The 26,112-nt window shown below is 53.1% G+C and carries 26 protein-coding genes; 22 read left to right on the forward strand and 4 right to left on the reverse strand.

Going from position 1 to position 26,112, the window contains the following annotated elements; genetic code table 11:
* The first annotated feature begins 1 nt into the window (after position 1).
* The 22 genes from cobM to ACLTX1_RS01095 all read left to right on the forward strand — a co-directional run bounded on the left by cobM (position 2) and on the right by ACLTX1_RS01095 (position 20,179).
* A complete protein-coding gene (gene cobM / locus ACLTX1_RS00990; RefSeq protein ID WP_308449523.1) occupies positions 2 to 760 on the forward strand; it encodes a precorrin-4 C(11)-methyltransferase in 759 nt (252 codons plus the stop codon).
* Positions 757 to 1,746 (forward strand): cobalt-precorrin 5A hydrolase, encoded by a 990-nt coding sequence (locus tag ACLTX1_RS00995; protein ID WP_308449524.1) that lies wholly within the window; start codon positions 757 to 759, stop codon positions 1,744 to 1,746. Before cobM ends, ACLTX1_RS00995 begins: the two co-directional genes overlap by 4 nt.
* Position 1,747: 1 nt before the next feature.
* Positions 1,748 to 2,488: a precorrin-3B C(17)-methyltransferase gene (gene cobJ, locus ACLTX1_RS01000; RefSeq protein WP_308449525.1), complete on the forward strand. Its 741-nt coding sequence runs from the start codon at positions 1,748 to 1,750 to the stop codon at positions 2,486 to 2,488.
* Positions 2,485 to 3,219 (forward strand): precorrin-6A reductase, encoded by a 735-nt coding sequence (gene cobK / locus ACLTX1_RS01005; RefSeq protein ID WP_308449526.1) that lies wholly within the window; start codon positions 2,485 to 2,487, stop codon positions 3,217 to 3,219. Before cobJ ends, cobK begins: the two co-directional genes overlap by 4 nt.
* Complete coding sequence (gene cbiE / locus ACLTX1_RS01010; protein WP_412330350.1) at positions 3,216 to 4,409, forward strand: precorrin-6y C5,15-methyltransferase (decarboxylating) subunit CbiE; 1,194 nt, start codon at positions 3,216 to 3,218, stop codon at positions 4,407 to 4,409. The genes cobK and cbiE overlap by 4 nt, the downstream gene beginning before the upstream one ends.
* 1 nt (position 4,410) lies before the next feature.
* Positions 4,411 to 5,757 (forward strand): cobyrinate a,c-diamide synthase, encoded by a 1,347-nt coding sequence (locus ACLTX1_RS01015; RefSeq protein ID WP_412330351.1) that lies wholly within the window; start codon positions 4,411 to 4,413, stop codon positions 5,755 to 5,757.
* Positions 5,754 to 6,818 (forward strand): nicotinate-nucleotide--dimethylbenzimidazole phosphoribosyltransferase, encoded by a 1,065-nt coding sequence (gene cobT, locus ACLTX1_RS01020; RefSeq protein WP_412330352.1) that lies wholly within the window; start codon positions 5,754 to 5,756, stop codon positions 6,816 to 6,818. Before ACLTX1_RS01015 ends, cobT begins: the two co-directional genes overlap by 4 nt.
* Positions 6,812 to 7,336, forward strand: coding sequence for a bifunctional adenosylcobinamide kinase/adenosylcobinamide-phosphate guanylyltransferase (locus ACLTX1_RS01025; RefSeq protein ID WP_308449530.1), 525 nt, complete (start codon positions 6,812 to 6,814; stop codon positions 7,334 to 7,336). The genes cobT and ACLTX1_RS01025 overlap by 7 nt, the downstream gene beginning before the upstream one ends.
* The gene (locus ACLTX1_RS01030) at positions 7,333 to 8,085 is read left to right on the forward strand and encodes an adenosylcobinamide-GDP ribazoletransferase (RefSeq protein WP_343285018.1); all 753 of its coding nucleotides are present in this window, start codon (positions 7,333 to 7,335) and stop codon (positions 8,083 to 8,085) included. Before ACLTX1_RS01025 ends, ACLTX1_RS01030 begins: the two co-directional genes overlap by 4 nt.
* Entirely contained in the window at positions 8,085 to 8,402 is a 318-nt protein-coding gene (locus ACLTX1_RS01035; protein WP_308449532.1) for a bifunctional adenosylcobinamide kinase/adenosylcobinamide-phosphate guanylyltransferase, read from the forward strand. The genes ACLTX1_RS01030 and ACLTX1_RS01035 overlap by 1 nt, the downstream gene beginning before the upstream one ends.
* Positions 8,399 to 8,998 (forward strand): histidine phosphatase family protein, encoded by a 600-nt coding sequence (locus ACLTX1_RS01040; RefSeq protein WP_308449533.1) that lies wholly within the window; start codon positions 8,399 to 8,401, stop codon positions 8,996 to 8,998. The genes ACLTX1_RS01035 and ACLTX1_RS01040 overlap by 4 nt, the downstream gene beginning before the upstream one ends.
* Positions 8,995 to 9,954 carry an adenosylcobinamide-phosphate synthase CbiB gene (gene cbiB / locus ACLTX1_RS01045; protein WP_308449643.1) on the forward strand — a complete coding sequence of 320 codons (960 nt, stop codon included), beginning with the start codon at positions 8,995 to 8,997 and terminating at the stop codon, positions 9,952 to 9,954. The genes ACLTX1_RS01040 and cbiB overlap by 4 nt, the downstream gene beginning before the upstream one ends.
* Positions 9,955 to 9,967: 13 nt before the next feature.
* Entirely contained in the window at positions 9,968 to 11,020 is a 1,053-nt protein-coding gene (locus ACLTX1_RS01050) for a pyridoxal phosphate-dependent class II aminotransferase (RefSeq protein WP_308449534.1), read from the forward strand.
* Positions 11,017 to 12,528, forward strand: a complete 1,512-nt coding sequence (locus ACLTX1_RS01055) for a cobyric acid synthase (protein WP_308449535.1) — start codon at positions 11,017 to 11,019, stop codon at positions 12,526 to 12,528. Before ACLTX1_RS01050 ends, ACLTX1_RS01055 begins: the two co-directional genes overlap by 4 nt.
* Positions 12,525 to 13,196: a precorrin-8X methylmutase gene (locus tag ACLTX1_RS01060; RefSeq protein ID WP_308449536.1), complete on the forward strand. Its 672-nt coding sequence runs from the start codon at positions 12,525 to 12,527 to the stop codon at positions 13,194 to 13,196. The genes ACLTX1_RS01055 and ACLTX1_RS01060 overlap by 4 nt, the downstream gene beginning before the upstream one ends.
* Before the next feature lie 446 nt (positions 13,197 to 13,642).
* Positions 13,643 to 15,109, forward strand: coding sequence for an aminotransferase class I/II-fold pyridoxal phosphate-dependent enzyme (locus ACLTX1_RS01065; RefSeq protein ID WP_176820911.1), 1,467 nt, complete (start codon positions 13,643 to 13,645; stop codon positions 15,107 to 15,109).
* Positions 15,110 to 15,121: 12 nt separating this feature from the next.
* The gene (speE, locus tag ACLTX1_RS01070; RefSeq protein ID WP_308449537.1) at positions 15,122 to 15,979 is read left to right on the forward strand and encodes a polyamine aminopropyltransferase; all 858 of its coding nucleotides are present in this window, start codon (positions 15,122 to 15,124) and stop codon (positions 15,977 to 15,979) included.
* Entirely contained in the window at positions 15,979 to 16,836 is an 858-nt protein-coding gene (gene speB / locus ACLTX1_RS01075; RefSeq protein WP_395507032.1) for an agmatinase, read from the forward strand. The genes speE and speB overlap by 1 nt, the downstream gene beginning before the upstream one ends.
* 34 nt (positions 16,837 to 16,870) lie before the next feature.
* Complete coding sequence (locus ACLTX1_RS01080; protein WP_395507031.1) at positions 16,871 to 18,130, forward strand: saccharopine dehydrogenase family protein; 1,260 nt, start codon at positions 16,871 to 16,873, stop codon at positions 18,128 to 18,130.
* Positions 18,130 to 19,341, forward strand: a complete 1,212-nt coding sequence (locus ACLTX1_RS01085; RefSeq protein ID WP_395507030.1) for a carboxynorspermidine decarboxylase — start codon at positions 18,130 to 18,132, stop codon at positions 19,339 to 19,341. Before ACLTX1_RS01080 ends, ACLTX1_RS01085 begins: the two co-directional genes overlap by 1 nt.
* 274 nt (positions 19,342 to 19,615) lie before the next feature.
* Positions 19,616 to 19,795 carry a hypothetical protein gene (locus tag ACLTX1_RS01090; protein ID WP_308449541.1) on the forward strand — a complete coding sequence of 60 codons (180 nt, stop codon included), beginning with the start codon at positions 19,616 to 19,618 and terminating at the stop codon, positions 19,793 to 19,795.
* 15 nt (positions 19,796 to 19,810) lie between these two features.
* Positions 19,811 to 20,179, forward strand: coding sequence for a TnpV protein (locus ACLTX1_RS01095; RefSeq protein ID WP_308449542.1), 369 nt, complete (start codon positions 19,811 to 19,813; stop codon positions 20,177 to 20,179).
* 238 nt (positions 20,180 to 20,417) lie between these two features.
* Here ACLTX1_RS01095 and ACLTX1_RS01100 read toward each other — a convergent pair whose 3' ends face one another.
* The 4 genes from ACLTX1_RS01100 to ACLTX1_RS01115 are packed head-to-tail and all read right to left on the reverse strand — an operon-like array spanning position 20,418 to position 26,111.
* Entirely contained in the window at positions 20,418 to 23,531 is a 3,114-nt protein-coding gene (locus ACLTX1_RS01100; protein WP_343285027.1) for a type I restriction endonuclease subunit R, read from the reverse strand.
* An 18-nt stretch (positions 23,532 to 23,549) separates the two neighbouring features.
* The gene (locus tag ACLTX1_RS01105) at positions 23,550 to 24,218 is read right to left on the reverse strand and encodes a restriction endonuclease subunit S (RefSeq protein WP_412330374.1); all 669 of its coding nucleotides are present in this window, start codon (positions 24,216 to 24,218) and stop codon (positions 23,550 to 23,552) included.
* Positions 24,149 to 25,429 carry a restriction endonuclease subunit S gene (locus ACLTX1_RS01110; protein WP_412267223.1) on the reverse strand — a complete coding sequence of 427 codons (1,281 nt, stop codon included), beginning with the start codon at positions 25,427 to 25,429 and terminating at the stop codon, positions 24,149 to 24,151. Before ACLTX1_RS01110 ends, ACLTX1_RS01105 begins: the two co-directional genes overlap by 70 nt.
* Entirely contained in the window at positions 25,422 to 26,111 is a 690-nt protein-coding gene (locus tag ACLTX1_RS01115; protein ID WP_308449545.1) for a hypothetical protein, read from the reverse strand. Before ACLTX1_RS01115 ends, ACLTX1_RS01110 begins: the two co-directional genes overlap by 8 nt.
* Position 26,112: the final 1 nt, after the last annotated feature.

The following is a 26,112-nucleotide window of genomic DNA, read 5'->3' on the forward strand; positions in this document are numbered from 1 at the left end:
CATGGTACATTTTGTCGGTGCCGGCCCAGGCGCGCCGGATCTCATCACGCAGCGTGGCGCGGCGCTCTTACAGACTGCCGACTGCATCATCTATGCCGGCAGCCTTGTCAACCCTGCACTTTTGGGGCTCGCTAAAGCAGATTGCACGATCTATAACAGCGCCAAAATGACGCTGGAAGATGTGATCTCCGTCATGCGCGAGAACGAAAAGAACAACAAAACAACAGTTCGTCTGCACACAGGTGACCCGTGCCTTTACGGCGCAATCCGCGAGCAAATGGATAGGCTTGATGCAGAAAGCCTTCCCTATGACGACACCCCCGGTGTCTCCAGCTTCTGCGGCGCGGCGGCAGCTTTAAACGCAGAATATACGTTGCCGTCTGTCAGTCAAACGGTTATCATCACGCGCATGGAAGGCCGCACGCCCGTGCCGGAAAAAGAAAAGCTGCAAAGCCTCGCCGCACACGGCGCGACCATGGTGATTTTCCTTTCAATCGGTTTGGTCAATCAGGTGCAGCAGGCGCTTTTGCAGGGTGCTTATACGGCTTCCACTCCCGTGGCAGTCGTCTACAAAGCCACGTGGCCGGAGGAAAGAATCGTGCGCTGCACTGTCGGTAATTTGGCCGAAAGCGTGCATAAAGCGGGCATCACCAAAACGACGCTTATTGTCGTCGGAGATTTTCTCGGCACACGATACGACCGCAGTAAGCTCTACGATCCCACATTCACGACGGAATATCGGAAAGGCAGCAAAGCATGAGCTGCGCATATATCGCTTTCACCGAAACCGGACTAAAACTCGCAGAAAGGCTGGCTTTTTCACATCCGGGCAGCATCAGTCGCGGCGGTAAAAACGGCGTGAAATTATCCGAGTGGACGGCCGAAAACTTTCAAAAATCCGATGCACTCATCTTCATCGGCGCTGTCGGCATCGCCGTGCGCGCCATTGCGCCGCATTGCAAAAGTAAGGCGACCGATCCTGCTGTGATTGTGCTCGATGAGCGCGGTCGGTTTTCCATTCCGATTTTGTCCGGTCACCTCGGCGGCGCAAATGACCTTGCCAAGAAACTCGCGAGCATCTGCGGCGCAGTGCCGGTCATCACGACCGCGACCGACATCGAAGGCGTGTTCGCCGTAGACGAGTGGGCGAAAGCGCAGAACTGCCACGTGCTCGAGCCTGGGCGTATCAAAACCGTCAGCAGCACACTGCTCGCCGGTAAAGTGGTTTATTATGATTCGCAGTGGAAAATCACAGGCACTCAACCTAAAAATGTTTTCCCGGCAGACGAGAACCATCAAGCCGATTTTTCCGTAACACTCTACCCGCAGAGTGATGCGCTGCACCTCGTTCCAAAAATCTGCGTGCTTGGCGTCGGCTGCAAACGCGGCACATCGGCTGAACATATCGAAGCAACATTTAAACAATTTTGCAAAAAAACAGGCTGTGCACCGCAAAGCATCTGTGCGTGTGCGAGCATAGACCTCAAAAAAGATGAACCGGGACTTTTGGAATTCTGTCAAAACCATGATTTTAACATCCGTTTTTATACAGCCGAGGAGCTCAAAAAAACGTCCGGTGAATTCACATCATCTTCATTTGTGCAGCAGATAACGGGCGTTGACAACGTCTGCGCCCGTGCGGCCGTACTGGCGTCGGGCGGCGAATTGGTGATCGAAAAGCATATATACAGCGGCGTGACGTTCGCCGTCGCCGCAAAACCCTTTACCCCGGATTGGAGCGTGTAAAATGAAGCGAAATCTCGTTTATGTCGTGGGCCTTGGCCCCGGCGACCCGCAGTTTTTGACCGCACAGGCGAAAACGGCGCTCGAAAACGCCGACGTACTATGCGGCTACACCGTCTACATCGATCTTATCCGCTCGTTTTATCCCCAAAAAGAGGTGCACGCAACGGGCATGACAAAGGAGATCGACCGTTGCCGCTGGGCGCTTGAGACCGCGCAAAGCGGCAAAACCGTGGCGCTTGTCTGTTCGGGAGATGCCGGCGTATACGGCATGGCGAGCCCGATTTTGGAACTTGCACCCAATTACCCGAGCGTCGAGATCGAGGTCATTCCGGGACTTACGGCGGCGCTCAGCGGCGGTGCGGTTTTGGGCGCACCGCTTGCGCATGATTTTTGCGTAGTTTCCCTTTCCGACCGACTCACCCCATGGGAAATGATTGAAAAGCGCCTTGCCTGCGCCGCCATGGGCGATTTCTGCGTGGCAATCTACAACCCGTCCTCGAAAGGTCGGCCCGATTATTTACAGCGTGCCGTCCGTATTTTGCTCCAGAACGGCAAATCGGAGGAGACCGTCTGCGGCATCGTACGCAACATTGGCAGAGAGAGGCAGCAAAGTGAGATCATAACGCTCCGCGAACTTGAAAACAAGCAGGTCGATATGTTCACGACTGTATATATAGGCAACAAAACAACAAAGAATATCGAAAGCAAAATGGTAACGCCAAGGGGGTATCGCACGGTATGAAAGCTGTGGTGTTCAGCGGAACGACAGAGGGCAGACAGTTTTCAAAAATTTTGGCAAACCTCGGCGTAGAAGTTCTTGTCAGTGTTGCAACAGAGATCGGTGCAGAAGAACAAGACGAGAATGAAAATATCACAATTCATGTAGGTAGATGCACTGCCGCAGAGATGACGAAACTTTTGCACGGCGCGTCAATCTGTGTGGACGCAACGCACCCCTATGCAACAGAAGCCACGCGCACCATTTGTGAAGCGTGTGAAACGACAGGCGTTGAGTACCATCGATTGCTCCGTACCGAAAGCGAATTGCCGAAGAACAGTATCGTGTTTGGAACGGCAGCAGAAGCGGCAGAATATCTCGAAAGTACTGCCGGGAATGTCTTGCTCACGACCGGTGCAAAGGAGTTGTCTGCTTTTAAAAATCTAGATATAAAGCGGATTTTTCCACGTGTGTTGCCCACACTCGACGGTATTCGCGCATGCGAAGCCCTCGACATTCCGCACCGCAACATCATCGCCATGCAAGGCCCGTTTTCACTTGACCTCAACCGCGTGATCCTTGAACAATTCAACATTCAATGGCTCGTTACAAAAGACGGCGGCGCAGTAGGCGGCTTTATGGAAAAAGCAAAAGCCTGCGAATACTGCGGTGCACGCCTCCTTGTACTGCGCCGCCCGCGGGAGAACGGGGAGACAGTTGAAAGTATCCTTGAAAGGTGTAGAGAATTGCTATGAAAATCACTTTAGTCGGCATGGGAGGCGGCACAGTCGACAGCGTAACAACGCAGGGAGCAGAAGCTTTGCATGAAGCCACACTCATCATCGGCGCAAAGCGTTTACTCGAAAACTTGCCGGATTTCTGTACACAAAATCGTATCGCAATGTATAAAATCGGTGAGATTTTATCAGTGCTTGAAACAACAAAAGAACAAAATATCACACTTGTATACAGCGGTGACACCGGGTTTTATTCCGGCGCCTCTGCACTGTGCCGCGTGCTCGATGAACGCCACATCGGATACACCGTGATTCCGGGCGTTTCCAGCGTACAGTTGCTTTCTGCTTCCATCCACGAACCGTGGCAGAACTGGAACCTCGTCTCCGCGCACGGCTGTGCATGTGACCCTGTTGCTGCGTGCAGCATGGGTAAGCCCACATTTTTCTTAACGGGCGGCGAAGTAACTCCCGCAGTGATCTGCGCGAAACTCACCGAAGCCGGGCTGGGAGACGTGCAGGCGGTTGTCGGTGAAAATCTCGGTACACCACAGCAAAAAATCAGTAAGAATACAGTGCGAAAAATATCTGAAAGTGTTTTTGCACCGCTATGTGTGCTTCTTGTAGAGTCGTGTGAAGTACCCGTGCAGCGTGTGCCGGGTTTGCCGGATAAAGTCTTCATCCGCGGCAAAACACCCATGACAAAGCAGGAGGTTCGCGCTGCGGCACTCGCAAAGCTTGCCATTAAACCGACCGATATTCTCTGGGACATCGGCGCGGGGACCGGCAGTGTCAGCATAGAAATGGCGCTTGCTGCGCCGCTCGGATACGTGTATGCCGTGGAGTGTGACGCAGCCGCCTGTTCGCTGATAAAACAAAACCGAGACAAATTTCATGTACATAATTTGACACTTGCAGAGGGCAAAGCGCCGGAAAAATTAACGGATCTTCCTGCACCGGATGCCGTGTTTATCGGCGGCAGTAAGGGCAATCTGCCCGAGATCATCGATGCTGTATTGACCGCAAATCCGAGTGCTCGCCTGTGTGTTTCCGCTATCGCGCTTGAAACGCTGCAAACGGCGCTTTCGTCTTTTGCAACCCACGGCATGACTGCGCAAATCACACAAATTTCCATAAGCCGCAGCAGTTCAGTCGGTAATTTGCATCTGATGAAGGCGAATAATCCCGTTTTTTTGATTGTGAGGGAATGACATGCTGCAAATGCTCATCGCCGCGCCGAACTCCGGCAGCGGCAAAACGACCGTCACCATTGCGCTGCTTGCGGCGCTTAAAGCCCGCGGCCTCAATCCCTGTGCGTTTAAATCCGGGCCCGATTATATTGATCCCATGTTTCACCGCAGTGTGCTCGGCGTTGAAAGTCACAATCTTGATTTATTTTTCTCAAAGCCGCAAATAGTACAAAATTTATACAACAAAAGCGCAGCCGATCACGGTGCTGCTATATGCGAAGGTGCTATGGGGTACTATGACGGTCTCGGCGGCACAAGCGACATCGCAAGTGCGTGGCGTTTAGCCGATACGTTGAATCTACCCGTCCTGCTTGTCCTGCGTCCGAAGGGTGCAAGCTTAACCCTTGCAGCGCAGGTACGCGGCTTAATGTCCTTCCGCACACCGCACCATATCGCCGGTATTATACTGAATGACTGTAAAGAAAATTTGTACCGTATTTTAGCACCGATGCTCGAAAAGGAGACAGGTGTGCCTGTTATCGGCTATCTGCCCCCAATGCCCAAAGCTGCGATCGAAAGTCGTCATCTGGGGCTTAAAACCGCCGGTGAGATTAAAAATCTGCAAAAGAAGATCACACTGTTGCATGTGACGATGGAAAAGACGGTCGATTTTGAAAAACTCTTTAGCGTCTTTGCGTGTCCGGCACCCAAAGTACCGAAAGAGGAATTTCCGGTTCCTAATGTGCGCATCGCCGTTGCAAGGGATGAAGCCTTTTGTTTTACATATACCGAAACGCTTGAAGCGTTCAAAGAAGCCGGCGCAGAACCTGTCTTTTTCAGCCCATTGCACGATAAAAGCTTGCCTCAAAATATCGGCGGGCTGTATCTGCCCGGCGGTTACCCGGAGCTTTGCGCAAAGGCACTCAGCGAAAATACCGAGATGCTTTTGCGCATCAAAACCGCAATTAAAAACAGTTTGCCGACTGTGGCAGAATGCGGCGGCTTTTTGTATTTAGGTCAAACACTTGAAGATGTAAACGGCGACAAATACCGTATGGCAGGCGTTCTGCCCGGCGAAGGCTTCAAGGTCGGCCACCTCGTGCGCTTCGGTTACGCGACGCTTACTGCGAAGGAGAACAGCATGCTGCTAAAAAAAGACGAGTTGCTTCCTGTGCACGAATTTCACCACTGGGATTCCACCGAAAACGGCATAGCGTGCACAGCGACAAAGCCGAACGGCCGTACATGGGACTGTGCTTTTGCAAACGAACATTTTTATGCGGGTTTTCCGCATTTATACTGGGCGGGCACGCCGCTGCCGCAGCGCTTTGCGGACGCTGCCCGCCGCTACATGAGGGACAAAATATGACGGAAACAGAACTTAAAAACCGGCTCAAAACAATCACGCAGCCGGATGAAGCCGCGCGCAAAGCCGCCCACGCGCATTGGGCGTCGCTTGCAAAGCCACTCGGCGGGCTTGGCGATCTCGAACCATTATTAGAAGATGTGGCTGCGCTTACAGGTGTGCCGCAGTTCGATTTTTCAAAGCGCGCGGTCTTGGTACTGTGCGCGGATAACGGCGTCATCGCACAAGGCATCAGCCAGTCCGGCAGCGACGTGACGCGCGCCGTTTTGCAGAATCTTGCGCAGCGCAAAACAAGCGTCTGCAAAATGGCGGAAACGGTGCACTGCGGTGTGATTCCCGTTGATATGGGCATCGCGGGAGCGCCCGTGGACGGTGTGAAAAATTGCCGTGTGCGTGCGGGTACGAATGATTTTACCGGCGGACCTGCTATGAACCGCGAGGACGCTTTACAAGCCATCGAGACCGGCATCGAGCTCGTCCGCGAGCAGAAAGCGCAGGGCATAAAGCTCCTCGCGACCGGCGAAATGGGCATCGGCAACACGACAACCTCTGCCGCCGTGAGCTGCGTTTTGCTCGGCCGTGCGCCCGAAGAAATGACCGGCCGCGGAGCGGGACTCTCCGATGACGGTCTGCGCCGCAAGATCGAGGTCATCTATCAAGGCATCGCGATCAATCATCCCGAAAAAACCGATGTGATCGGCGTGCTGTCGGCGCTCGGCGGCTTAGATATCGCCGGGCTGTGCGGCGTGTTTTTGGGCGGTGCTCTGGAGAATATCCCTGTCATTATCGACGGTTTCATCAGCAGTGTGGCGGCACTGTGTGCGGCACGGCTGTGCCCGACGGCGACTAAGGCCATGTTCGCAAGCCACGTTTCGGCGGAGCCCGCGGCGCGTATCGTTTTGGAAGCGCTCGGCAAAAAGCCGCTCGTCACGGCGAATATGCACCTCGGCGAGGGCACCGGCGCGGTCGCAAGCCTGCCGCTGTGGGACATGGCACTCGCGGTCTACGACAACTGTTATTCGTTCACGGAGGGCGGCATCGCGCCGTACACCCCGCAATGCTGACGCTCGTCATCGGCGGCGCAGCAAGCGGCAAAAGCGCCTATGCAGAAAGCTTGACCTTAAAGCTCCCGCTACCGCGTTACTACGTCGCCACCATGCAGGTATGGGATGAAGAGTGCGCCAAACGCGTCGAAAAGCACCGCGCCATGCGAAAAGAAAAACAGTTTGAAACGATTGAATCACCTATCAGTATTGATAAAATCAGAATACCAAATCGCGGAATAGTTCTGCTAGAAGACCTCGGCAACCTGACCGCAAACGAGCTGTACGATCCGAAAGGTGCGGGGGTCAATACCGCAGAAGCCGTTCTGTATGGCGTTGAAATACTACATAAACAATGCGAACATCTGATTGTTGTCGGCAACGAGGTGTTCAGCGGCGGTGCAGAGTATGCCGACGAAACAGATCTGTACCTCAAAGCGCTGGCGCAGATCCAAAACGGCATCGCCGCCCGCGCGGATCACGTCTGCCGCGTAGTGTGCGGTATCCCGGTTTATTACAAAGGAGGGGGAAAGGTATGACGATTTTGCAGACGATTGCCGTGGCGTTCGCTATGTTTTCGGCGATTCCAATGCCACAGTTCGAATGGAGCCAAAAGAACATGCGATACGCGCTGTGCGCATTCCCGCTCATCGGTGCAGTGTGCGGCGGGTTGTGGTGCTTAGCCGGCGTCCTGCCTGTGCCGGAGCTCGTCCGCGCAGCAGGCTTTTGCCTTGTGCCTGTGCTCGTCACCGGCGGCATCCATCTGGATGGCTTCGCCGACACATGCGATGCGCTCTCAAGCTACGGTGATGCGGAAAAGAAGCTCGAAATTTTGAAAGATCCACACTGCGGTGCATTTGCAGTTATCCGATTATGCACATATTTCATATTGTATTTTGCGCTCTGTGCTTCGGTGAAATTTACGGTACGTTTCGGTGTGATCTGGATATTGGCACTCACCTTGGAACGTGCGTTTTCCGGTCTCGCCGTGGCATCATTTCCCATGGCGAAAAACACCGGTCTCGCGCATACGTTCTCGGAAGCCGCAAACCGCATAACGGTGCGCCGCGTCTTGATTATTTATACTGTCGTGCTCGGTGCTGCGATGATCGTGCTCGGCGGCTGGGCGGCAGTTTTGGCTGTTTTACTTGTCTTTCGGCGGTATTACGCAGTGTCGAAAAAGCAATTCGGCGGCATCACGGGCGACCTTGCCGGGTGGTTCCTGCAAAGGGCAGAGCTCGCCATGTTGGCAGCGCTCGCCGTGTGCCAGTGGGGAGGAATTTTGTAATGGTGTTCATCACAGGTCCGCTTTACAGCGGCAAGCGCACGTTCGCGCAAAAGCTCGGCGGTACATGCTGTTTTGAGGTGCAAAAGCAGGCCGAAACGACGGAAGACCTCGAAGCACTTGCTAAAATACTTTCTGAAAAATACGATATTATCACCGCAACGGAAGTCGGCGGCGGTGTTGTGCCCGTTGATGCCACAGAGCGCGCAAACCGCGAAAAAGCCGGCCGCTTGGCATGCCTGCTCGCCGCACGTGCCGATTGTGTTGTGCAGATGTTCTGCGGCATTCCGACCGTCTTGAAAGGGGAATTGCCCAAATGAAAATTTACCTTTTGCGCCACGGTGAAACCGCCTATAATGTGGATTACCGCTATCAGGGCGTGACGGACATTCCACTCTCACCGGCCGGGCTTGCGGCACTGAAGCAGGCGGACTTTTCGCCCAAAACCGTTTTTGTCACGCCGTTAAAGCGCACAAAACAGACAGCGGAGATTTTATTTCCGACTGCCGAGTATATCCCCGTAAACGACCTCGGCGAGATGAATTTCGGCGTATTTGAGGGACGTAACTATAAAGAGATGGAGCACGATTCCGCCTACCGCGCATGGGTGGATTCTAACTGCGAAAGCACCTGTCCCGGCGGCGAGTGCAAAGCGGATTTCAGCGAGCGTGTTTGCAAAGCATTTGAATCCCTGCTAAATCAATCTATTCAAAACAGTGAAGACATGCTCGTTATCGTTGCGCATGGCGGCACGCAGATGGCCGTCATGGAAAAGTACGCTGTGCCGCAGAAAAATTATTATGAATGGTGTGCGCCGACTGCCGGCGGCTATGTGCTCGATGCCCGCGATTGGCAGGAAAAGCACGTTTTGCATCTCATCGGGACCGTGCAGTACACAAAGGAGGCCACATGCTGATTTTCTTCGCCGTCCTCGGTGGATTCATTTTAGACGCAATCTTCGGCGACCCCCTGTGGCTGCCGCACCCGGTTGTATATATGGGGAAGGTTATCTCCTTTTTAGATCGAAGCTTGCGGAAAATTTTACCGAAAACACCGCGTGGCGAGCGTATCGGCGGCGCAATCACCGCATTCATCCTGCCTGTCGGCACATTCCTGCTTTCCGGCGCGGTGTGCTTCTTCTTTTATAAAATTCACTGGGTGTTCGGACTTTTGATTCAAATGTTCTGGTGCGCGCAGTCACTTGCCGCAAAGGGACTTGTGCAGGAGAGCCGCAACGTCTACAAGGAGCTCAAAAAGAACGACCTCCCCGCCGCGCGCAAGGCCGTCTCTCGCATTGTCGGGCGTGATACCGACGCGCTTTCCATGGAGGGCGTGACAAAAGCCGCTGTGGAGACCGTTGCCGAAAACGCCGGTGACGGCGTGATCGCGCCGCTTCTTTGCATGCTCATCGGCGGCGCACCACTTGCGCTGACCTACAAAGCCATCAACACGATGGACAGCATGCTCGGCTACAAAAATGAAAAGTACATAAACTTCGGGCGCGTGCCCGCAAAGCTTGACGATGCCGCAAACTACATTCCGAGTCGTATCGCGGCACTTTTGTGGGTGCTCGCGGCGAGGTTCACGGGAAACAGCGTCAAGGGCGCGTGGAAGATCTGGCGGCGCGACCGCCGAAATCATGCAAGCCCCAACAGCGCGCAGACGGAAAGTGCCTGCGCCGGTGCGCTCGGCGTGCAGCTCGCCGGGCCCGCATATTATTTCGGTGAATACTATGATAAGCCGACGATCGGCGACCCGCTGCGCCCGGTCATGCCGGAGGACATTTTGAAAGCCGACCGCATGATGTACGCAGAAAGCATTTTGGCACTCGTGCTCGGTCTGCTCGTTCGCGCGGCATTCGTCTTACTGTAAAGGGGGAGAGAATATGGAACTCACACACGGCGGCGACTGGGCGGGCTACCGCGCAAAATTCGGCCGCGATGCACTCGATTTTTCCGCGAATGTCAGCCCTCTCGGTTTGCCGGAGGGCGTTGCACTGGCAATCGTAAACGCACTGCCCACCGCAGACCGCTACCCCGACCCGCTTTGCAGAGAGCTGCGCCAAAAACTCTCCGCAAGCGAAAACGTACACGAAAACCAAATTCTTTGCGGCAACGGCGCGGCAGACCTCATTTTTCGGCTCGTGCTCGCGAAAAAGCCGCGCCGCACATTATTGCCCGCGCCGACTTTCGCAGAGTACGCGTCCGCACTCAAAACCGTCGGCTGTGAAGTCGAATATTTCTTTTTAAAAGAGGAAAACGATTTTGAAATCACCGAAGAGTTGCTCTCTGCTCTCCACGAAACCATCGATATGGTGTTCTTATGTCAACCAAACAACCCCACCGGGCAGATCGTTACGTCGGATTTTCTCGAAAAACTCCTGAAAAAATGCAGGGCATGTCATGCAACGCCCGTCATCGACGAGTGTTTCCTCGATTTTCTCCCGGAGCACGAAAGCCGGACTGCAAAGCACTTTTTAGCGCAGTTCCCCGAGCTTGTTATTCTGAAAGCTTTCACAAAATTATACGCCATGGCGGGCGTGCGGCTCGGTTATGTACTCAGCGGAGATGAAAAATTATTAGAAAATATGCGCGAAGCGGGGCAGCCGTGGGCAGTCTCGTCACTCGCACAGGCGGCAGGCGTCGCGGCGTTAGATGAAACCGAATACGCCGACCGCGTGCGAAGCTTAATCGCACGGGAGCGGCCCAGAATGATCGCGTCCCTGCGCTCGCTCGGCTTGCGCGTCTTGGACGGGCAGGCAAATTTCCTGTTATTCAAAGCGCCGGAAGATTTCGGCGAGCGACTAAAAGAAAAAGGCGCGGTCGTGCGCGGCTGTGCAAACTACCCGGGGCTCGATAACACCTGGTACCGCACCGCCGTGCGCACGCCGGAGGAAAACGAAAAGCTACTGAAAATCATGCGGGAGGTGCTGAAATGAGCGAAAATAAAAAAGCCAAGTGCATCATGGTGCAGGGCACGATGAGCGGCGCGGGCAAAAGTTTATTATGCGCGGCGCTGTGCCGCATTTTCGCGCAGGACGGTCTGCACACCGCACCGTTCAAAAGTCAAAATATGGCGCTGAACAGCTTCGTTACCCGTGACGGCTTAGAGATGGGCCGCGCACAGGTCGTACAGGCGCAGGCGGCGGGTGTGGAGCCGGACGTGCGCATGAACCCCATTTTGTTGAAGCCGAGCAGCGATGTCGGCAGTCAGGTCATCGTGAACGGCGAAGTGCGCGGCCAGATGAAAGCTTCGCAGTATTTCAAGATGAAAAAATCACTCATTCCCGATATTCTGCGCGCCTACAACAGCCTTGCAGAAGATTTTGACGTTATCGTCATCGAGGGCGCGGGCAGCCCGGCGGAGATCAACCTGAAAGCCGATGACATCGTGAACATGGGGCTCGCAAAGCTTGTCGATGCGCCCGTTCTGCTCGTCGGCGACATCGACCGCGGCGGTGTGTTCGCGCAGCTTTTCGGCACCGTAGAGCTGCTGGAGACGGACGAGCGCGACCGCATCAAGGGGCTTGTCATCAATAAATTCCGCGGTGACGTCGAAATTCTCCGCCCCGGCCTCTCCATGCTCGAAGACAAAACGCACCTGTCCGTTCTGGGCGTCGTGCCGTATCTGCGCGTCGATATCGAGGACGAAGACTCCCTTTCCGAGCGCCTTGAAAAAAAAGACGCCGTGCGTCCGCTGGATATCGCCGTCATTCGCCTGCCGCACATCTCAAATTTCACGGATTTCATGGTGCTCGAGCAGCACCCTTTAATGGATGTGCGCTACGTGCAAAACACCCGCGAGCTCGGTGCGCCCGACCTTGTGATTCTGCCCGGCACGAAAAACACGGTTGAGGATCTCCTCTGGCTGCGCCAGTCGGGACTCGAAGCCGTCATCTTAAAGCTCGCCGCGAAAGAGACGCCGGTGCTTGGCGTCTGCGGCGGTTACCAGATGCTTGGTGAGACGTTGCACGACCCGGATGGCTCCGAAAGCGGTCGCCCGCAAACGCTTCGCGGCTTGAATTTACTGCCGACCGAAACGACATTCTGCGCTGAAAAGCATCGCGCGCAGGTCACAGGCGAAGTCATCGCCGCGCCGTTTACAGGGGCGATGCTCACCGGTTACGAAATTCACACAGGCAATACGATCGTCCGCGGTGAGCCGTTCTGTACGCATGCGGACGGCACAAAAGAGGGCTGCACAAATCAAAACGTCTTCGGCACGTATCTGCACGGCCTCTTTGACAGCGGCGAGCTGACCGAAAAGCTTGCGGAATACCTCTGCGCCCGCAAGGGGATAGACCCCGCGGCCGCCGTGCCTGTTTCCATGGAGGAATACCGCCGCGAGCAGCTCGACATTTTAGCCGACGGCGTGCGGAACAGCCTCGATATGGATGCCGTGTACCGCGCCATGGGCATGGAAAACCCGAGGAGGTGCAAAGCATGATCCCGCAACATCATCTGCCCGCCGATATTGAGCGCACCAGCATGCAGATTATCGCAAAAGAGCTTGAAGAAAGGCATATCCGGATACCAAGGGAAAATCTTGCCGTCGTCAAGCGTGTTATTCACACCACGGCGGATTTCGAGTACGCCGAAACGCTGCATTTTACCGAAGATGCCGTGCAAAAAGCCATAGAAGCGCTGCATAACGGCGCCACGATTATCACCGATACGAATATGGCGCTCGCAGGTGTTTCCAAGCCGGGTCTCAAAAAGCTGAATGGGGAAGCCCTGTGCTTTATGGCAGACCCCGCAGTCGCCCAAAGCGCAAAAGAAAGCGGCACCACGCGCGCCGTCGCCGCCATGCACAAGGCTGCAAAAGAATACCCCGGCGCGATTTTGGCGGTCGGCAACGCGCCCACCGCGCTGTTCGCCATTGCCGAGGAGATCGAAAACGGTCTGCGCCCCGCGCTCGTCATCGGTGTGCCGGTCGGCTTTGTGAACGTCATCGAGAGCAAAGAAAATATTTTCGCCGTGTGTGAAAAGCACCATGTCCCCGCCATCGTCGCATTTGGGCGCAAGGGCGGCAGCACCATAGCCGCCGCCGTCTGCAATGCGCTCATATATTCCGCAGCCGAAATGCTTGACCCCACCGCCCGCGGTTGGAAATAATGCGGCCCCAAATTTTTTGTTGACACAATTTGTCGTTTATGATATACTCATATCGATTTTGAAAGACGAAGTGAGATGTAAGAGTTTTTCAAAGCAATTTTTACTTTTGGACCGCCCTTTTGGGCTAAGGCCATACGGACAGCCGGGTCCACTGCCGACCGGCAGCTTCGGCTGCCTTATTGACTGAGTTAAAAAGCTCAGATTTTATAAGATGGTTCCTTTGCAACCATGAAATTGCGCTAAAACGCAGACTTGTGAAACGTCAATAAGAGTAGTAAAAGTTTAATTGCTATATAGACTCTGAAACGCTCCGCTTTCCGGGATACCATGTTTTTATGTTCCGAGAACATGCGCCCCAAAAAATAAGCGATTCAAACGCAAGTTCTGCACTTACGTGCCGGGCTTGCGTTTTTTGTTTTGCAAAGGGCTTTGAACGGAGGGAAAAGATGAACGAAAATGTAAAACGCGCAAAGCTCGACCAGCGCCGCGCACCAATCCATGAAGCGCTCGAAAAATTCCGCAACATGCGCGTGGTGCCGTTTGATGTGCCGGGTCATAAGCGCGGCCGCGGCAACCCGGAGCTGGCCGCCTTCCTGGGGCAGCAGTGCGTCGGGTTGGATGTCAACAGTATGAAGCCGCTCGATAATCTCTGCCACCCGGTGTCGGTCATTCGGGAGGCGGAGGAGCTTGCCGCCGATGCGTTCGGCGCGGCACACGCATTTTTAATGGTGGGCGGCACCACAAGCTCCGTACAGAGCATGGTTCTCACCGCATGTAAGCGCGGCGATGAGATTATTCTGCCCCGCAACGTCCACCGCAGCGTTTTGAATGCTTTGGTGCTCTGCGGCGCGGTGCCGGTCTACGTCAACCCGGAGGTGGATCATCGCCTCGGTATTTCGCTCGGTATGAAGCGCGAGCAGGTGGCAAAAGCCATCCGCGAACACCCGAACGCCGTGGCGGTGCTCGTCAATAACCCCACATACTACGGCATTTGCAGCGACCTGCGCGCAATCGTACAAATGGCGCACGATGCCGGTATGCTGTGCCTCGCGGACGAAGCACACGGCACGCACTTTTATTTCGGCGGCGGCCTGCCGGTCTCCGCTATGGCGGCGGGTGCGGATATGGCGGCCGTTTCCATGCACAAAAGCGGCGGCAGCTTAACACAGTCGAGCTTATTGCTCATCGGCCCCAATGTCCACGCCGGTTATGTGCGGCAGATCATCAACCTCACCCAAACGACCTCGGGCAGCTATCTGCTCATGTCCAGTCTGGACATCTCCCGCCGCAATCTGGCACTGCGCGGCCGCAAAGTGTTCCATCAGGTCGCCGATATGGCAGAATACGCCCGCGAGGAGATCAACGCCGTCGGCGGCTACTACGCGTTTGGCAAAGAACTCTGCAACGGCAACTCCGTGTTCGATTTCGATACGACAAAGCTCAGCGTCCACACGCTCGACATCGGCCTTGCCGGCATCGAGGTCTACGACATTCTGCGCGACGAATACGATATTCAGATCGAGTTCGGCGACATCGGCAATATCCTTGCATACCTTTCCATCGGCGACCGCCCGCAGGAGGTGGAGCGCCTTGTCAGTGCTTTGGCCGAAATTAAGCGCCGGTACAGCACGGACGGCACCGGCCTTTTGAGCCAGGAGTACATCGACCCCGAGGTTGCCGCCAGTCCGCAGGAGGCGTTCTACGCACCGAAAAAGAGCCTGCCGCTCCGCGAGACGGAGGGTATGGTGTGCAGCGAGTTCGTCATGTGCTACCCGCCGGGCATTCCGATCTTGGCGCCGGGCGAACGCATCACGGCGGAGATCCTCGATTACATCGAATACGCCAAAGCCAAAGGCTGCAGCATGACCGGCCCGGAGGATCCCGATATCCTCCGCCTGAACGTGCTTGCATAAGGAGGAACAAAAATGGAAATGTGGTTTTCGGAATTTCACACGCCGGATGTCAAGCACAGCATCCGTGTGGACCGCCAGTTATATTCAAAGCAAAGCGCCTATCAGCGCATCGATATTTTTGAAACGCCGGAGTTCGGCCGCGTGCTGACGCTGGACGGCAATGTCATGCTCACGGAGCGCGATGAGTTTATCTACGACGAAATGATCACCCATGTGCCGATGTCCGTGCACCGCAATGCAAAGGACATTCTCGTCATCGGCGCAGGCGACGGCGGCGTTGTGCGCGAGCTGACCCGCTACGACCGCGTAGAGCGCATCGACCTCGTCGAGATGGACCCGCAGGTCATCGAGGCCTGCCGCGCCTACCTGCCGAGCAACGCCTGCCGCATGGACGACCGCCGTGTACATATCTACTACGAAAACGCGCTGAAGTTCATTCGCAAGTGTGAAGATGAGTACGACCTCATCATCGTCGATTCCTCCGACCCGTTCGGCCCGTCCGAGGGGCTTTTCACCCGCGAATTTTACGGAAGCTGCTATAATGCTCTGCGTGAGGACGGCATCATGGTCAACCAGCAGGGCAGCCCGTTCTATGCGGAGGATGCCACTGCCATGCAGCGCAGCCATCAGCGCATCGCAACGACGTTCCCCATCAGCAAGGTTTATCAGGCGCATATTCCCACCTTCGCCGCAGGCTACTGGCTTTTCGGCTTTGCCAGCAAGAAATATCACCCAATCAACGACCTTGACTCCAACCAGTGGAACGCGCTCAATATGCGCACGCGTTATTACACCACTCGTCTGCATGTCGGCGCATTTTATCTGCCGGCATTTTTGGAAGAAATGCTGCGGGAAGTGGAGGAGAAATAATGCTGCACCAGAATATTGAAACTTTCATCGGCTGCGAAAGCAGCTACGCGGATGCCGATATCGTTTTGTACGGCGCGCCGTTCGATTCTACCACAAGCTACCGCCCCGGCGCACGGTTCGGCCCCGCCGCCATGCGTCACGAAAGCTACGGCCTCGAGACATACAGCCCGTATCAGGATAAAGATTTAACCGACATAAAGGTGTTTGACAGCGGTGATATGGAGCTGTGCTTCGGTTCCAGCGAAAGCGCCCTCAAAGACATCGAGGCGCGCGCGGAAACGATCCTGCAAGACGGCAAATTCCCACTTTTGCTCGGCGGCGAGCATCTTGTCACGCTCGGCGCTGTTCGTGCGGCGGCGCATAAATATCCCGCTATGCACATCATTCACTTTGATGCCCACGCCGACCTGCGTCAGGATTACCTCGGCGCCGAATTAAGCCACGCCTGCGTGCTGCGCCGCTGCCACGACATTCTCGGCGACGGCCGCATTCACCAGTTCTGCATCCGCAGCGGCGACAGGGAAGAGTTCACGTTTGCGAAGACGCACACCGAAATGCATAAGTTCGATTTCTCGGGCCTTGAAGCGCTCACCGCAGAACTGTGCCGCACGCAGGTGCCGGTTTACCTCACCATCGATCTCGATTGCCTTGACCCCTCGTGCTTTCCCGGCACCGGCACACCGGAGGCGGGCGGCGTGACGTTCATGCAGCTTTTAAACGCCATTCTCACCGTGTCAAAAACGAACATCATCGGCGCAGATGTCAACGAGTTAGCCCCCATGCTGGATGCAAGCGGCGTTTCCACCGCCATGGCCTGCAAAGTCCTGCGCGAGCTCTTATTGGCCTTAAACGTATAAATTATCAAACTAAAAATATAAAAGGAGCATCATCATGAGCAAAGTTCTTGTTATCGGCTGCGGCGGCGTAGCCGGTGTCGCCATTTCCAAATGCTGCCAGGTCAGCGAAGTTTTCACCGAGCTGTGCATTGCAAGCCGCACAAAGAACAAGTGCGATGCACTTGCCGCAAAGCTTGCGCCCATCACCAAAACAAAAATCACCACGGCACAGGTCGATGCAGACGACGTGCAGCAGCTTTGTGACCTTATCCAAAGCTACAAGCCGGATCTCGTCATGAACATTGCCCTGCCGTATCAGGATCTCACCATTATGGATGCCTGCCTCGCCTGCGGCGTTAACTACATGGATACCGCAAACTACGAGCCGGAGAACACCGATGACCCCGAATGGCGCGCCATTTACGAAAAGCGCTGCAAGGAAGCGGGCTTCTCCGCCTATTTTGATTACAGCTGGCAGTGGGCATACAAAAAGAAGTTTGAAGAGGCCGGCCTCACCGCACTGCTCGGCTGCGGCTTTGACCCGGGCGTCACGCAGGCGTACTGCGCCTACGCTAAAAAGCACGAGTTCGATACCATCGATACCATCGATATTCTGGACTGCAACGGCGGCGATCATGGTTATGCGTTCGCGACAAACTTCAATCCGGAGATCAACCTGCGCGAGGTTTCTGCGCCCGGCAGCTATTGGGAAAACGGCCACTGGGTCGAAATCCCGGCTATGAGCATTAAGCGCGCGTATACCTTCGATCAGGTCGGCCAGAAGGACATGTATCTGCTGCACCACGAGGAGATCGAGTCCCTCGGCAAAAACCTGCCGGAAGTCAAGCGTATCCGTTTCTTCATGACGTTCGGCCAGAGCTACCTTGACCACATGCGCTGCCTCGAAGACGTCGGCATGCTTTCCACCACACCGATTCACTACAACGGTCAGGAGATTGTGCCAATCCAGTTCCTCAAAGCACTTTTGCCGGATCCCGCAAGCCTCGGCCCGCGCACAAAGGGCAAGACGAACATCGGCTGCATCTTCACCGGTAAAAAGGATGGCAAAGAGAAGACCTACTACATCTATAATGTCTGCGACCACCAGGAATGCTACCGCGAGGTCGGCAGTCAGGCCATCAGCTACACCACCGGCGTGCCGGCCATGTGCGGCGCGATGATGATGCTCACCGGCAAGTGGACAAAGCCCGGTGTCTACACCGTCGAGGAGTTTGACCCGGATCCGTTCCTCGACGCCCTTGATAAATACGGCCTGCCGCGCAGCGAAAACCACGATCCGGCTTTGGTGGACTGATGAACTTACTGGATACACGCCCACCGTTTGCGGGCATCAACGGCGAAATTCCGCCGGAATTCAAAACGCTGTCCACACCGTGCTACCTCATGGACGAGGCCGTCCTGCAGCATAACGCAGAGGTGCTCGGCGCGCTGCAAAAGCGCACGGGCTGCAAGGTGCTTTTGGCACAGAAGGCGTTCAGCAATTACAATCTTTATCCGATTTTCGCGCCGCATTTGATCGGTACGGAAGCGAGCGGCCTGTTTGAAGCGCGGCTCGGCGCTGAAGAAATGCCGGGCGGCGAGGTACATGTGTTTTGCGCCGCCTACCGTGAGGACGAAATGGACGAGCTGCTGCGCTATGCGGATCACATCGTGTTCAATTCGCCGCGACAGCTGCAAAAGTTCGCGCCCAAAGCAAAAGCTGCGGGCAAAAGCGTCGGTCTGCGCATCAACCCGGAGTGCTCTACGCAGGAGGGACACGAAATTTACGATCCCTGTGCGCCCGGCAGCCGCCTCGGCACCACCCGTGCGCAGTGGGATAAAGCCGTTCAAGAAGACGCGCATTTGCCCGAACTGCTCGACGGACTTCATTTTCACACGCTGTGCGAGCAGGATGCCGACGCACTGGAAACGACCTTAAACGCCGTTGCTTCAACGTTCGGCGATTTGCTGCCCAAAATGCAGTGGCTCAACTTCGGCGGCGGTCACCACATCACGCGTCCCGACTACGATATGGAAACGTTGGAGCGTTGCATCCGCCGCGCGCAGCAGGACTGGAATGTCACCGTGTATCTCGAGCCCGGAGAGGCCTGCGCGTTAAACGCCGGATACCTCCTCAGCCGCGTGCTCGATGTCGTGCGAAACGGCGAGACGACCATCGCAATTCTCGATGCCAGCGCCGCCTGCCATATGCCGGATGTCATCGAAATGCCGTATCGCCCGCCGCTGCTCGGCGCCGGTGAGCCGGGGGAGAAGCCGTACACGGTGCGCCTTGCCGGCCCAACCTGCCTTGCAGGCGATGTCATCGGCGATTACAGCTTCAACGTCGTGCCCGCGGTCGGCGACCTGCTCGTCTTCGGTGATATGGCAATCTACACCACCTGCAAAAACAATACCTTTAACGGCATGCCCCTGCCCGGCATTTATTCCCGCACAGCGGGCGGCGATATCCGCAAGTTAGCGTCGTTCGGCTACAGAGATTTCAAATACAGGCTCGGCAGCCCGTAAACGCAACAGCAAACGAAAAAGCCGCAGTGCTTCTTTTTCAGGAAAGCACTGCGGCTTTTTGTTTGCTGTGCACATAGCTTTCGGTGTTACCAATATTGCTTATGAAAATCAAAAACCCGCAAAACATCGGTGTTCATGCGGGTTTTCATTGGTGCGGATGTTCATAAGGGATTTCGCAAATAACCAAGAAAGCCTACACGCATATTCATTTTTATCCGCACATTCGATTTTTACTAGTCTCTCCGTTACAATGATAGCACAAGGAGGACAGAATATGAAACAAAAATATCATCTTGCAATGGATGATGCAGAGCGGCGGCTTCTCGTTGGGAGCCTGAATGATCTGCGCAGCAGGCTCATCACAGAGGGCAGATATATCGACGCTGTTGATGAAGTGCTGCTGAAAATCATCGGTGCAAAGCGCAAGAAGTTCAAGGTTGTATACACGGAATGAATTGGGGGAAACACAATGACGGAGTTTGAAAAGCTGGGCGGCACATACCGACAGGCGGGCAATTATTTTCTGCCGAATCTCGAGATTGATAATCAAAGCGACGTACAAATCGGCATTTGGGGGCAGCGACACCGGCGACATCTAAAGGAGCACCACCGGGTGAGATATTACAATCTGTTGACCACCGGGATGCTGAACGATTATCTTGCTGAGGTGGAGTCTCGGGCACAGGCGATGTTTGATACGCTTGTGAAGGAACTGTCCGAAAAAGAAAACTTGAACGAAAAACTCAAGGCAAGTGACCCGCTGGAATGGGTCAGGCGGAGCAATAACATCCGCAATCGAGCTACAGAAATCGTAAATGCAGAGGTCATTTTCGTGTGAGCAGCAACAAAATTTGATAGAAATCAGAGGCGCAGTCAGATGCAGGTAAGCACCGGCTGCGCCCCTTTTTCGTTGCTCTGAAATCGTCTGCATTATCTTAACGAGCAGACTGTTTGTACTCCTCCGGAGCAAAACAGTGCGTCGCCCCGATGACTGCGCCATCTGAGCGAGCAGTGCCTTTTTACTCCGTTCTGTCGAGCTACGCAAAAGGCCTCGTTAGGGACACCCTAAGACCTGCTTACCCGATGCCGAAGAATCGGTCGAAGAAACCCTTCAACTTTTCAATGATGGTCTGCTTCTTCTCTGCACGGTTTCCACCGCCGAAGCGGGAGATCGGCGGCATCAGCCGGTCAATATCCGTGCCTGTCGTTTTGACAGAGCCGTCACGGAAAGAGCTCTCCATAAAGCGGCGAGTCTCATCGTCTTTCAGGTTTTCCTCCTGAATGATTGCAACAAGCTGCCGTTCTTTTTCTTCGGCGACAAAGGTGCGCCATTCCAGCATCACATCTGATACATCGTTGATTCCAGCAATGAAGGTTTCGATCAGTGCCTTCTTGCTACGTAGTTCTGGGCTTGCATCTACTGCCTTCTGGATCGTAATGAGAATTTCTTTATCGTCGCAGTGTGAATCGTGGTATTTCTGTACCAGAAGCAGGATGTAGTCAATATTGATCTCAATCTGCTTGATTAGCTCGATTTCAAAAACGATGTCATCGGTGATGTCCTCTTTTTCGCCACCGGGCTTGCGGCTTTTCCACTCATCCCGTAAGTCCTGATAGCGGCCAAGATAATCCTGAAAATCCCGCTCGCTCAAAATTTCGCTTCCGGCAAACTCGTCGAACGAAGTCAGCAGGTTGCGCATACGCAGAATCGCACCGAACAAAACGATAAACTCCTTCTGCCGCTGTTCGCCGGTAATGCGTTCCTCTGTCAGCGGGAATTTCGTTGTCAATTCCTCAATCATATCCTGGTAGCCTGGGTGATATTTTCCGTCGGCATCCTCGTAGCCAAAGTAGTAATCCTTATAGCCACGCATCAGGACGATACCGCCCGCTTCCTTATCGCCAAACAGAGAAATTGCATCGTCGGTACGCTTTTGCAGATTGCGGAAGCAAACGATGTTGCCGAACACCTTGATGGAATTGAGAATCCGGTTGGTGCGGGAATATGCTTGAATCAGCCCGTGCATTTTCAGGTTTTTATCCACCCACAGCGTATTCAGCGTCGTGGCGTCGAAGCCGGTCAGGAACATATTGACCACGATCAGCAGGTCAAGTTCCTTGTTCTTCATCCGCAGGGAAACATCCTTATAGTAATTCTGGAATTTGTCCCCGTCTGTGGAATAGTTGGTGTGGAACATCTGGTTATAGTCACAGATGGCAGCATCCAGATAATCACGGGAGTTCTGATCCAGTGCAGAGGTGTCCTCCGGATTTTCCTCGTCGAGGATACCGTCCGTTTCTTCTTCGTTTGCGCCATAGCTGTAAATGACGGCAACTTTCAGCCGCTTCTGCGGATTTTCCGCCATTTGCCTCTGAAACTCGGCGTAGTAGAGCTTTGCAGCATCCACGCTGGACACGGCAAAGATGGAGTTGAACCCGCTGACCCGCTGCTTCTGCTTGATTTCCTCGATCTGCTGCTTGCTGCCGGCAGAGGCAACCTCGGCGATATTCTGCAATACGCTGTATGTATAGGTTTTATCACCCCGGTAGGTCTTCTGGTCAAAATGCGTCAGAATGTAATCCGTGACCAGTCGGATGCGTTCCGGGGCAAGAAACGCCTTTTCCCGGTTGATGTCCCAAACTTCCTTGTCGTCAATATCCGGCTCGGCATCCATCGTTTTGATGTAGTCCACCCGGAAGGGCAGTACATTTTTGTCGTTAATGGCGTCCACAATGGTATAGGTGTGGAGCTGATCGCCAAAAGCCTGCTCTGTCGTGCGGAGTGTGGGATTCTTGCTCACGCCTGCATTGACCGCAAAGATCGGCGTTCCGGTAAAGCCAAAGAGGTTGTACTTCTTGAAATACTTCGTAATGGCTTGATGCATATCCCCGAACTGACTCCGGTGGCACTCATCAAAAATGATAACAACTCGCTTATCAAAAACGCTGTGTCCGGCGTTCTTTTTGATGAAAGTTGCCAGCTTCTGGATGGTGGTAATGATGATCTTGGCGTTGTCATCTTCCAACTGACGCTTCAGCACCGCTGTAGAGGTGTTGCTGTTGGCAGCGCCCTTTTCAAAGCGGTCATATTCCTTCATCGTTTGATAGTCCAGATCCTTGCGGTCCACGACAAAAAGCACCTTGTCGATGTAATCCAGTTTCGTGGCAAGCTGCGCCGTCTTGAAAGAGGTTAGTGTTTTGCCGCTGCCGGTGGTGTGCCAGATGTACCCGCCGCCTGCTACGGTGCCGTATTTCTTATAATTGTTGGCGATCTCAATGCGGTTCAAAATGCGCTCGGTGGCGACGATTTGATATGGCCGCATCACCAGCAGCATATTTTCCGCCGTAAATACACAGTAACGGGTAAGAATATTCAGAATGGTGTGCTTGCAGAAAAAGGTCTTGGTGAAGTCTACAAGGTCCGGGATAATGCGGTTGTTCGCATCTGCCCAGAACGAAGTGAACTCAAAGCTATTGCTGGTTTTGAACTTCTTGGCTTTCTGCGCTTTGGCGTCCTTGATGTGATTGAAACGGGTGGTATTGGAATAGTATTTCGTATTCGTGCCGTTGGAGATCACGAAGATCTGCACGAATTCATACAGTCCGCTGGATGCCCAGAAGCTGTCTCGTTGATAGCGATCGATTTGGTTAAACGCTTCCCGAATGGGAACGCCCCGGCGCTTCAGCTCGATATGGATGAGTGGCAAGCCGTTGACCAATACCGTCACATCATAGCGATTGTCATGAGCTGCCCCCTCCTCTGTGGAGATGGCATACTGGTTGATGACCTGCAAACTGTTATTATGGATGCACTTCTTGTCAATAAGCTGAATATTTTTGCTTTCCCCGTTATCCCGGCGGAGCACCTGCACATAGTCCTCCTGAATCAGGCGGGTCTTTTCGAGAATGCCGGAGTTTGTGTTTGCCAGCACCTCGTCCCAGAAACGCTTCCATTCGCCGTCCGTAAAGCGATAGTTATTCAGCTTTTCCAGCTGCGTTCGCAGATTGGCAATCAGGTCAGCCTCTTTATGGATGGTCAGGCGCTCATAGCCCAGCTCGCAAAGCAGACGGATAAACTCCTTTTCCAAGTCCGCTTCGCTCTGGTACGCCTCCGAGCGCTTCGACTGCGGCTTGTATTCGGTGACGACGGTGCTTTCACTGCTCTGGGCAATGATGTTGAAATAGCTCACGGGCTACCTCCTTCCGGGTCAATCTGCCGGTGTAAAAGTCAGCAACTTGTCCCTGTAGTATTCATATTGTTTCTGCCGGGCTTCAATTTCGGCAGGCAAACCTGATGAAAGGTCGATGCAGAGGGTGTCAAAACGGTCAAGTATAGCAATGATGCGCTTTTGTTCTTCGATAGACGGCACGCTAATTTTAGCTCGGCTAATATTATCGTTATAGAGCCTTGCGATCGTGCCGCCTTCGGATACTGCCCACGGTTGAAGCTGGTAACAGTAGAACAAATAGCGGTTTAGTACAACGCTTTCATCATTGTCGATCCATACAATATTTGAATCCTGATAATAAGCATCCTCACCGTCATAAATAACAGTTCTTCCTATCGTTCCTGCAGCAGAAATAAGAACATCCCCCTTTTTAGGGAAAGAATATGCTTTTCGGTATTCCTCAAATTTTTCACGAGAAATGTATGCATCCGGTTTCTTTCCGAATGTTCCAATTTTATAAAAGGGGACATCTCCGTCGGGAGAGGTTTCCGCTTTCATAATACGCTTGCACATGGACACTTTTCCAATGCTTCCAAGTTCAATAGAAACATACCCAAAAACATATTGACACAGGCGAATCAGGGCACTATACTCGTCTGTCTGTCTGTCTGTCTGTCTGTCAAAATTGTCTCGCCCTGTGCGGCGAATGTCAAGAGTTGATCCCGGTAAAACTCATACTGTTTTTTCCGTGCTTCAATCTCCGCAGGCAGACCGATATTCAGGTCGGTGCAGAGGGCATCAAAGTTGTCGAGAACTTCTACAAGACGCTTCTGGATTTCAAGCGACGGAAGCGGTACTTCAAAATTAGATATATCTTTCAGACTAATATGCGGAATTGCGCCAGCTGTTTTCTTCTTGTGCACATACTCCGTAAAACGGCCACTCGCAATATAGTGATATACATATCGGATATTGGCCTGATTAGTGCGGATTCGAGTAACACGTTGTACAAGAAGCAATGGTAAATCTTTTTTAGAAACCATTCCGTAACTGCTGCCAACAAGAGAACCGTCCATAGAAATCACAATATCCTGATCGTTAAGCAGGTATTTCTCAACACCATCTGTGCTTTCCCAATAACGATTATTCTCCTCCGTAAAGTCCAAATAGCCCCTCTTAATATTCATGCCACGCATTAACCTGATTCCATCTTCTTTGAATTTACTACTATCAAAAGGGAATCCAGAAAGCAAATCGCAAAAATCCCCCAATCGTTTATAAACTGTGGTTGCATCGTTATGAAGCAACTTATCCCTATAATACGCATACTGTTTCTTCCGTGCGGTAAGCTCTGCGGCAAGTTCCCTGTTGAGGCCTTCGGTAAGTTCTGTGAAATTGTCCAGTATACGGACAATTTCACGCTGCACCGGCAGGGGCGGGACGGGGAACTTAAACGCTGCAAACTGTTTCATATCAACAGAGGCAAAATTTCCTTGATTCAAGTGCGACTTGCAATATTCATCGAGTCTAAAGCAATAATAGAAAACAAACATCATATCAACGCAATCTTTGAACTCGTCTTTAAGCGTCAGATACGTGAACCTCTGATTTGCCAAAGATGGCACTTTTATCAATGCGTGCTCACCTATTGTGGCAGAAGTGGCAATGATAATTGAATCTGCAGGAAATAACTTTCCTTTGACAGCTTTTTCAGAAACATATTGGGTCGCTGTTGTCAAAATTCTTCCGTTTTCACGGATGTCCTCCATGCGAAACCAAGGAATAGTGCCGTTTTCCCAAAACTCACTGTTTGCTTTTGAGGGTGTGTATCCATTTCTTGTTATGAACAGTTCGGGGATTGGTAGATATTTCACCCCATCGGGGCAAAGTTCCTGAATCAATTTATCAAGTTTAGTCATCTTCTTCACCTTCTTCCACCATTTTTCGTGCCAGCATACCCAATCCGTACAGTTTTTCACCTGTCTCAACAGGCGACACTGTTTGTTTTTCTAAATTAAAAACAAACAATCCATCTAATGAGAGTAAATAGATAAACGAGTAGTTAATAGGTCGCTGACTATATGTGATTAAGACTTTTAACAATTCATCCGGCATCCAGTCGTCAATGAACAATTCGGAATTTACGAATAAATCATATCGTTTCATCGATGCATATCCGCCAGTATTAAGTTTCTTCATTTTTGTTTCAACAGCCGAGAGAAAATATTTGCACCATGTGTTTCTTATATCCGGATAGTCTAAACCCGTCCAAGCATAGCCCATACCCGGGCCGGTCATTCCATATTGGGTATAGTTGTATCCTTTCTTTTTCAAGTAGGCAATTCGTTTATCCTGTTTTTCTTTTTCAAGGTACGGAATTTCACAAGCAAGCGCCATCGCTTCTTGCTCACTTTGCGGAATCGCCGAAGTAACTTCTATCCCAATATTGTTAGAGATATCCCGCAAATCCGGTTTATCCGAAATCTGCAAATTTTCGTATTGATCAGGAAAGAATTTCTCTAAGACAATTTTGGCGTAACATTCATCATAATCCAATTTCGTATGTGAAGGCAATGGACGATCTTTTTCAATCTTAGCCATA

The sequence above is a fragment of the Hominenteromicrobium sp. genome, from assembly GCF_046974225.1.
Taxonomy (GTDB): domain Bacteria; phylum Bacillota; class Clostridia; order Oscillospirales; family Acutalibacteraceae; genus Hominenteromicrobium; species Hominenteromicrobium mulieris.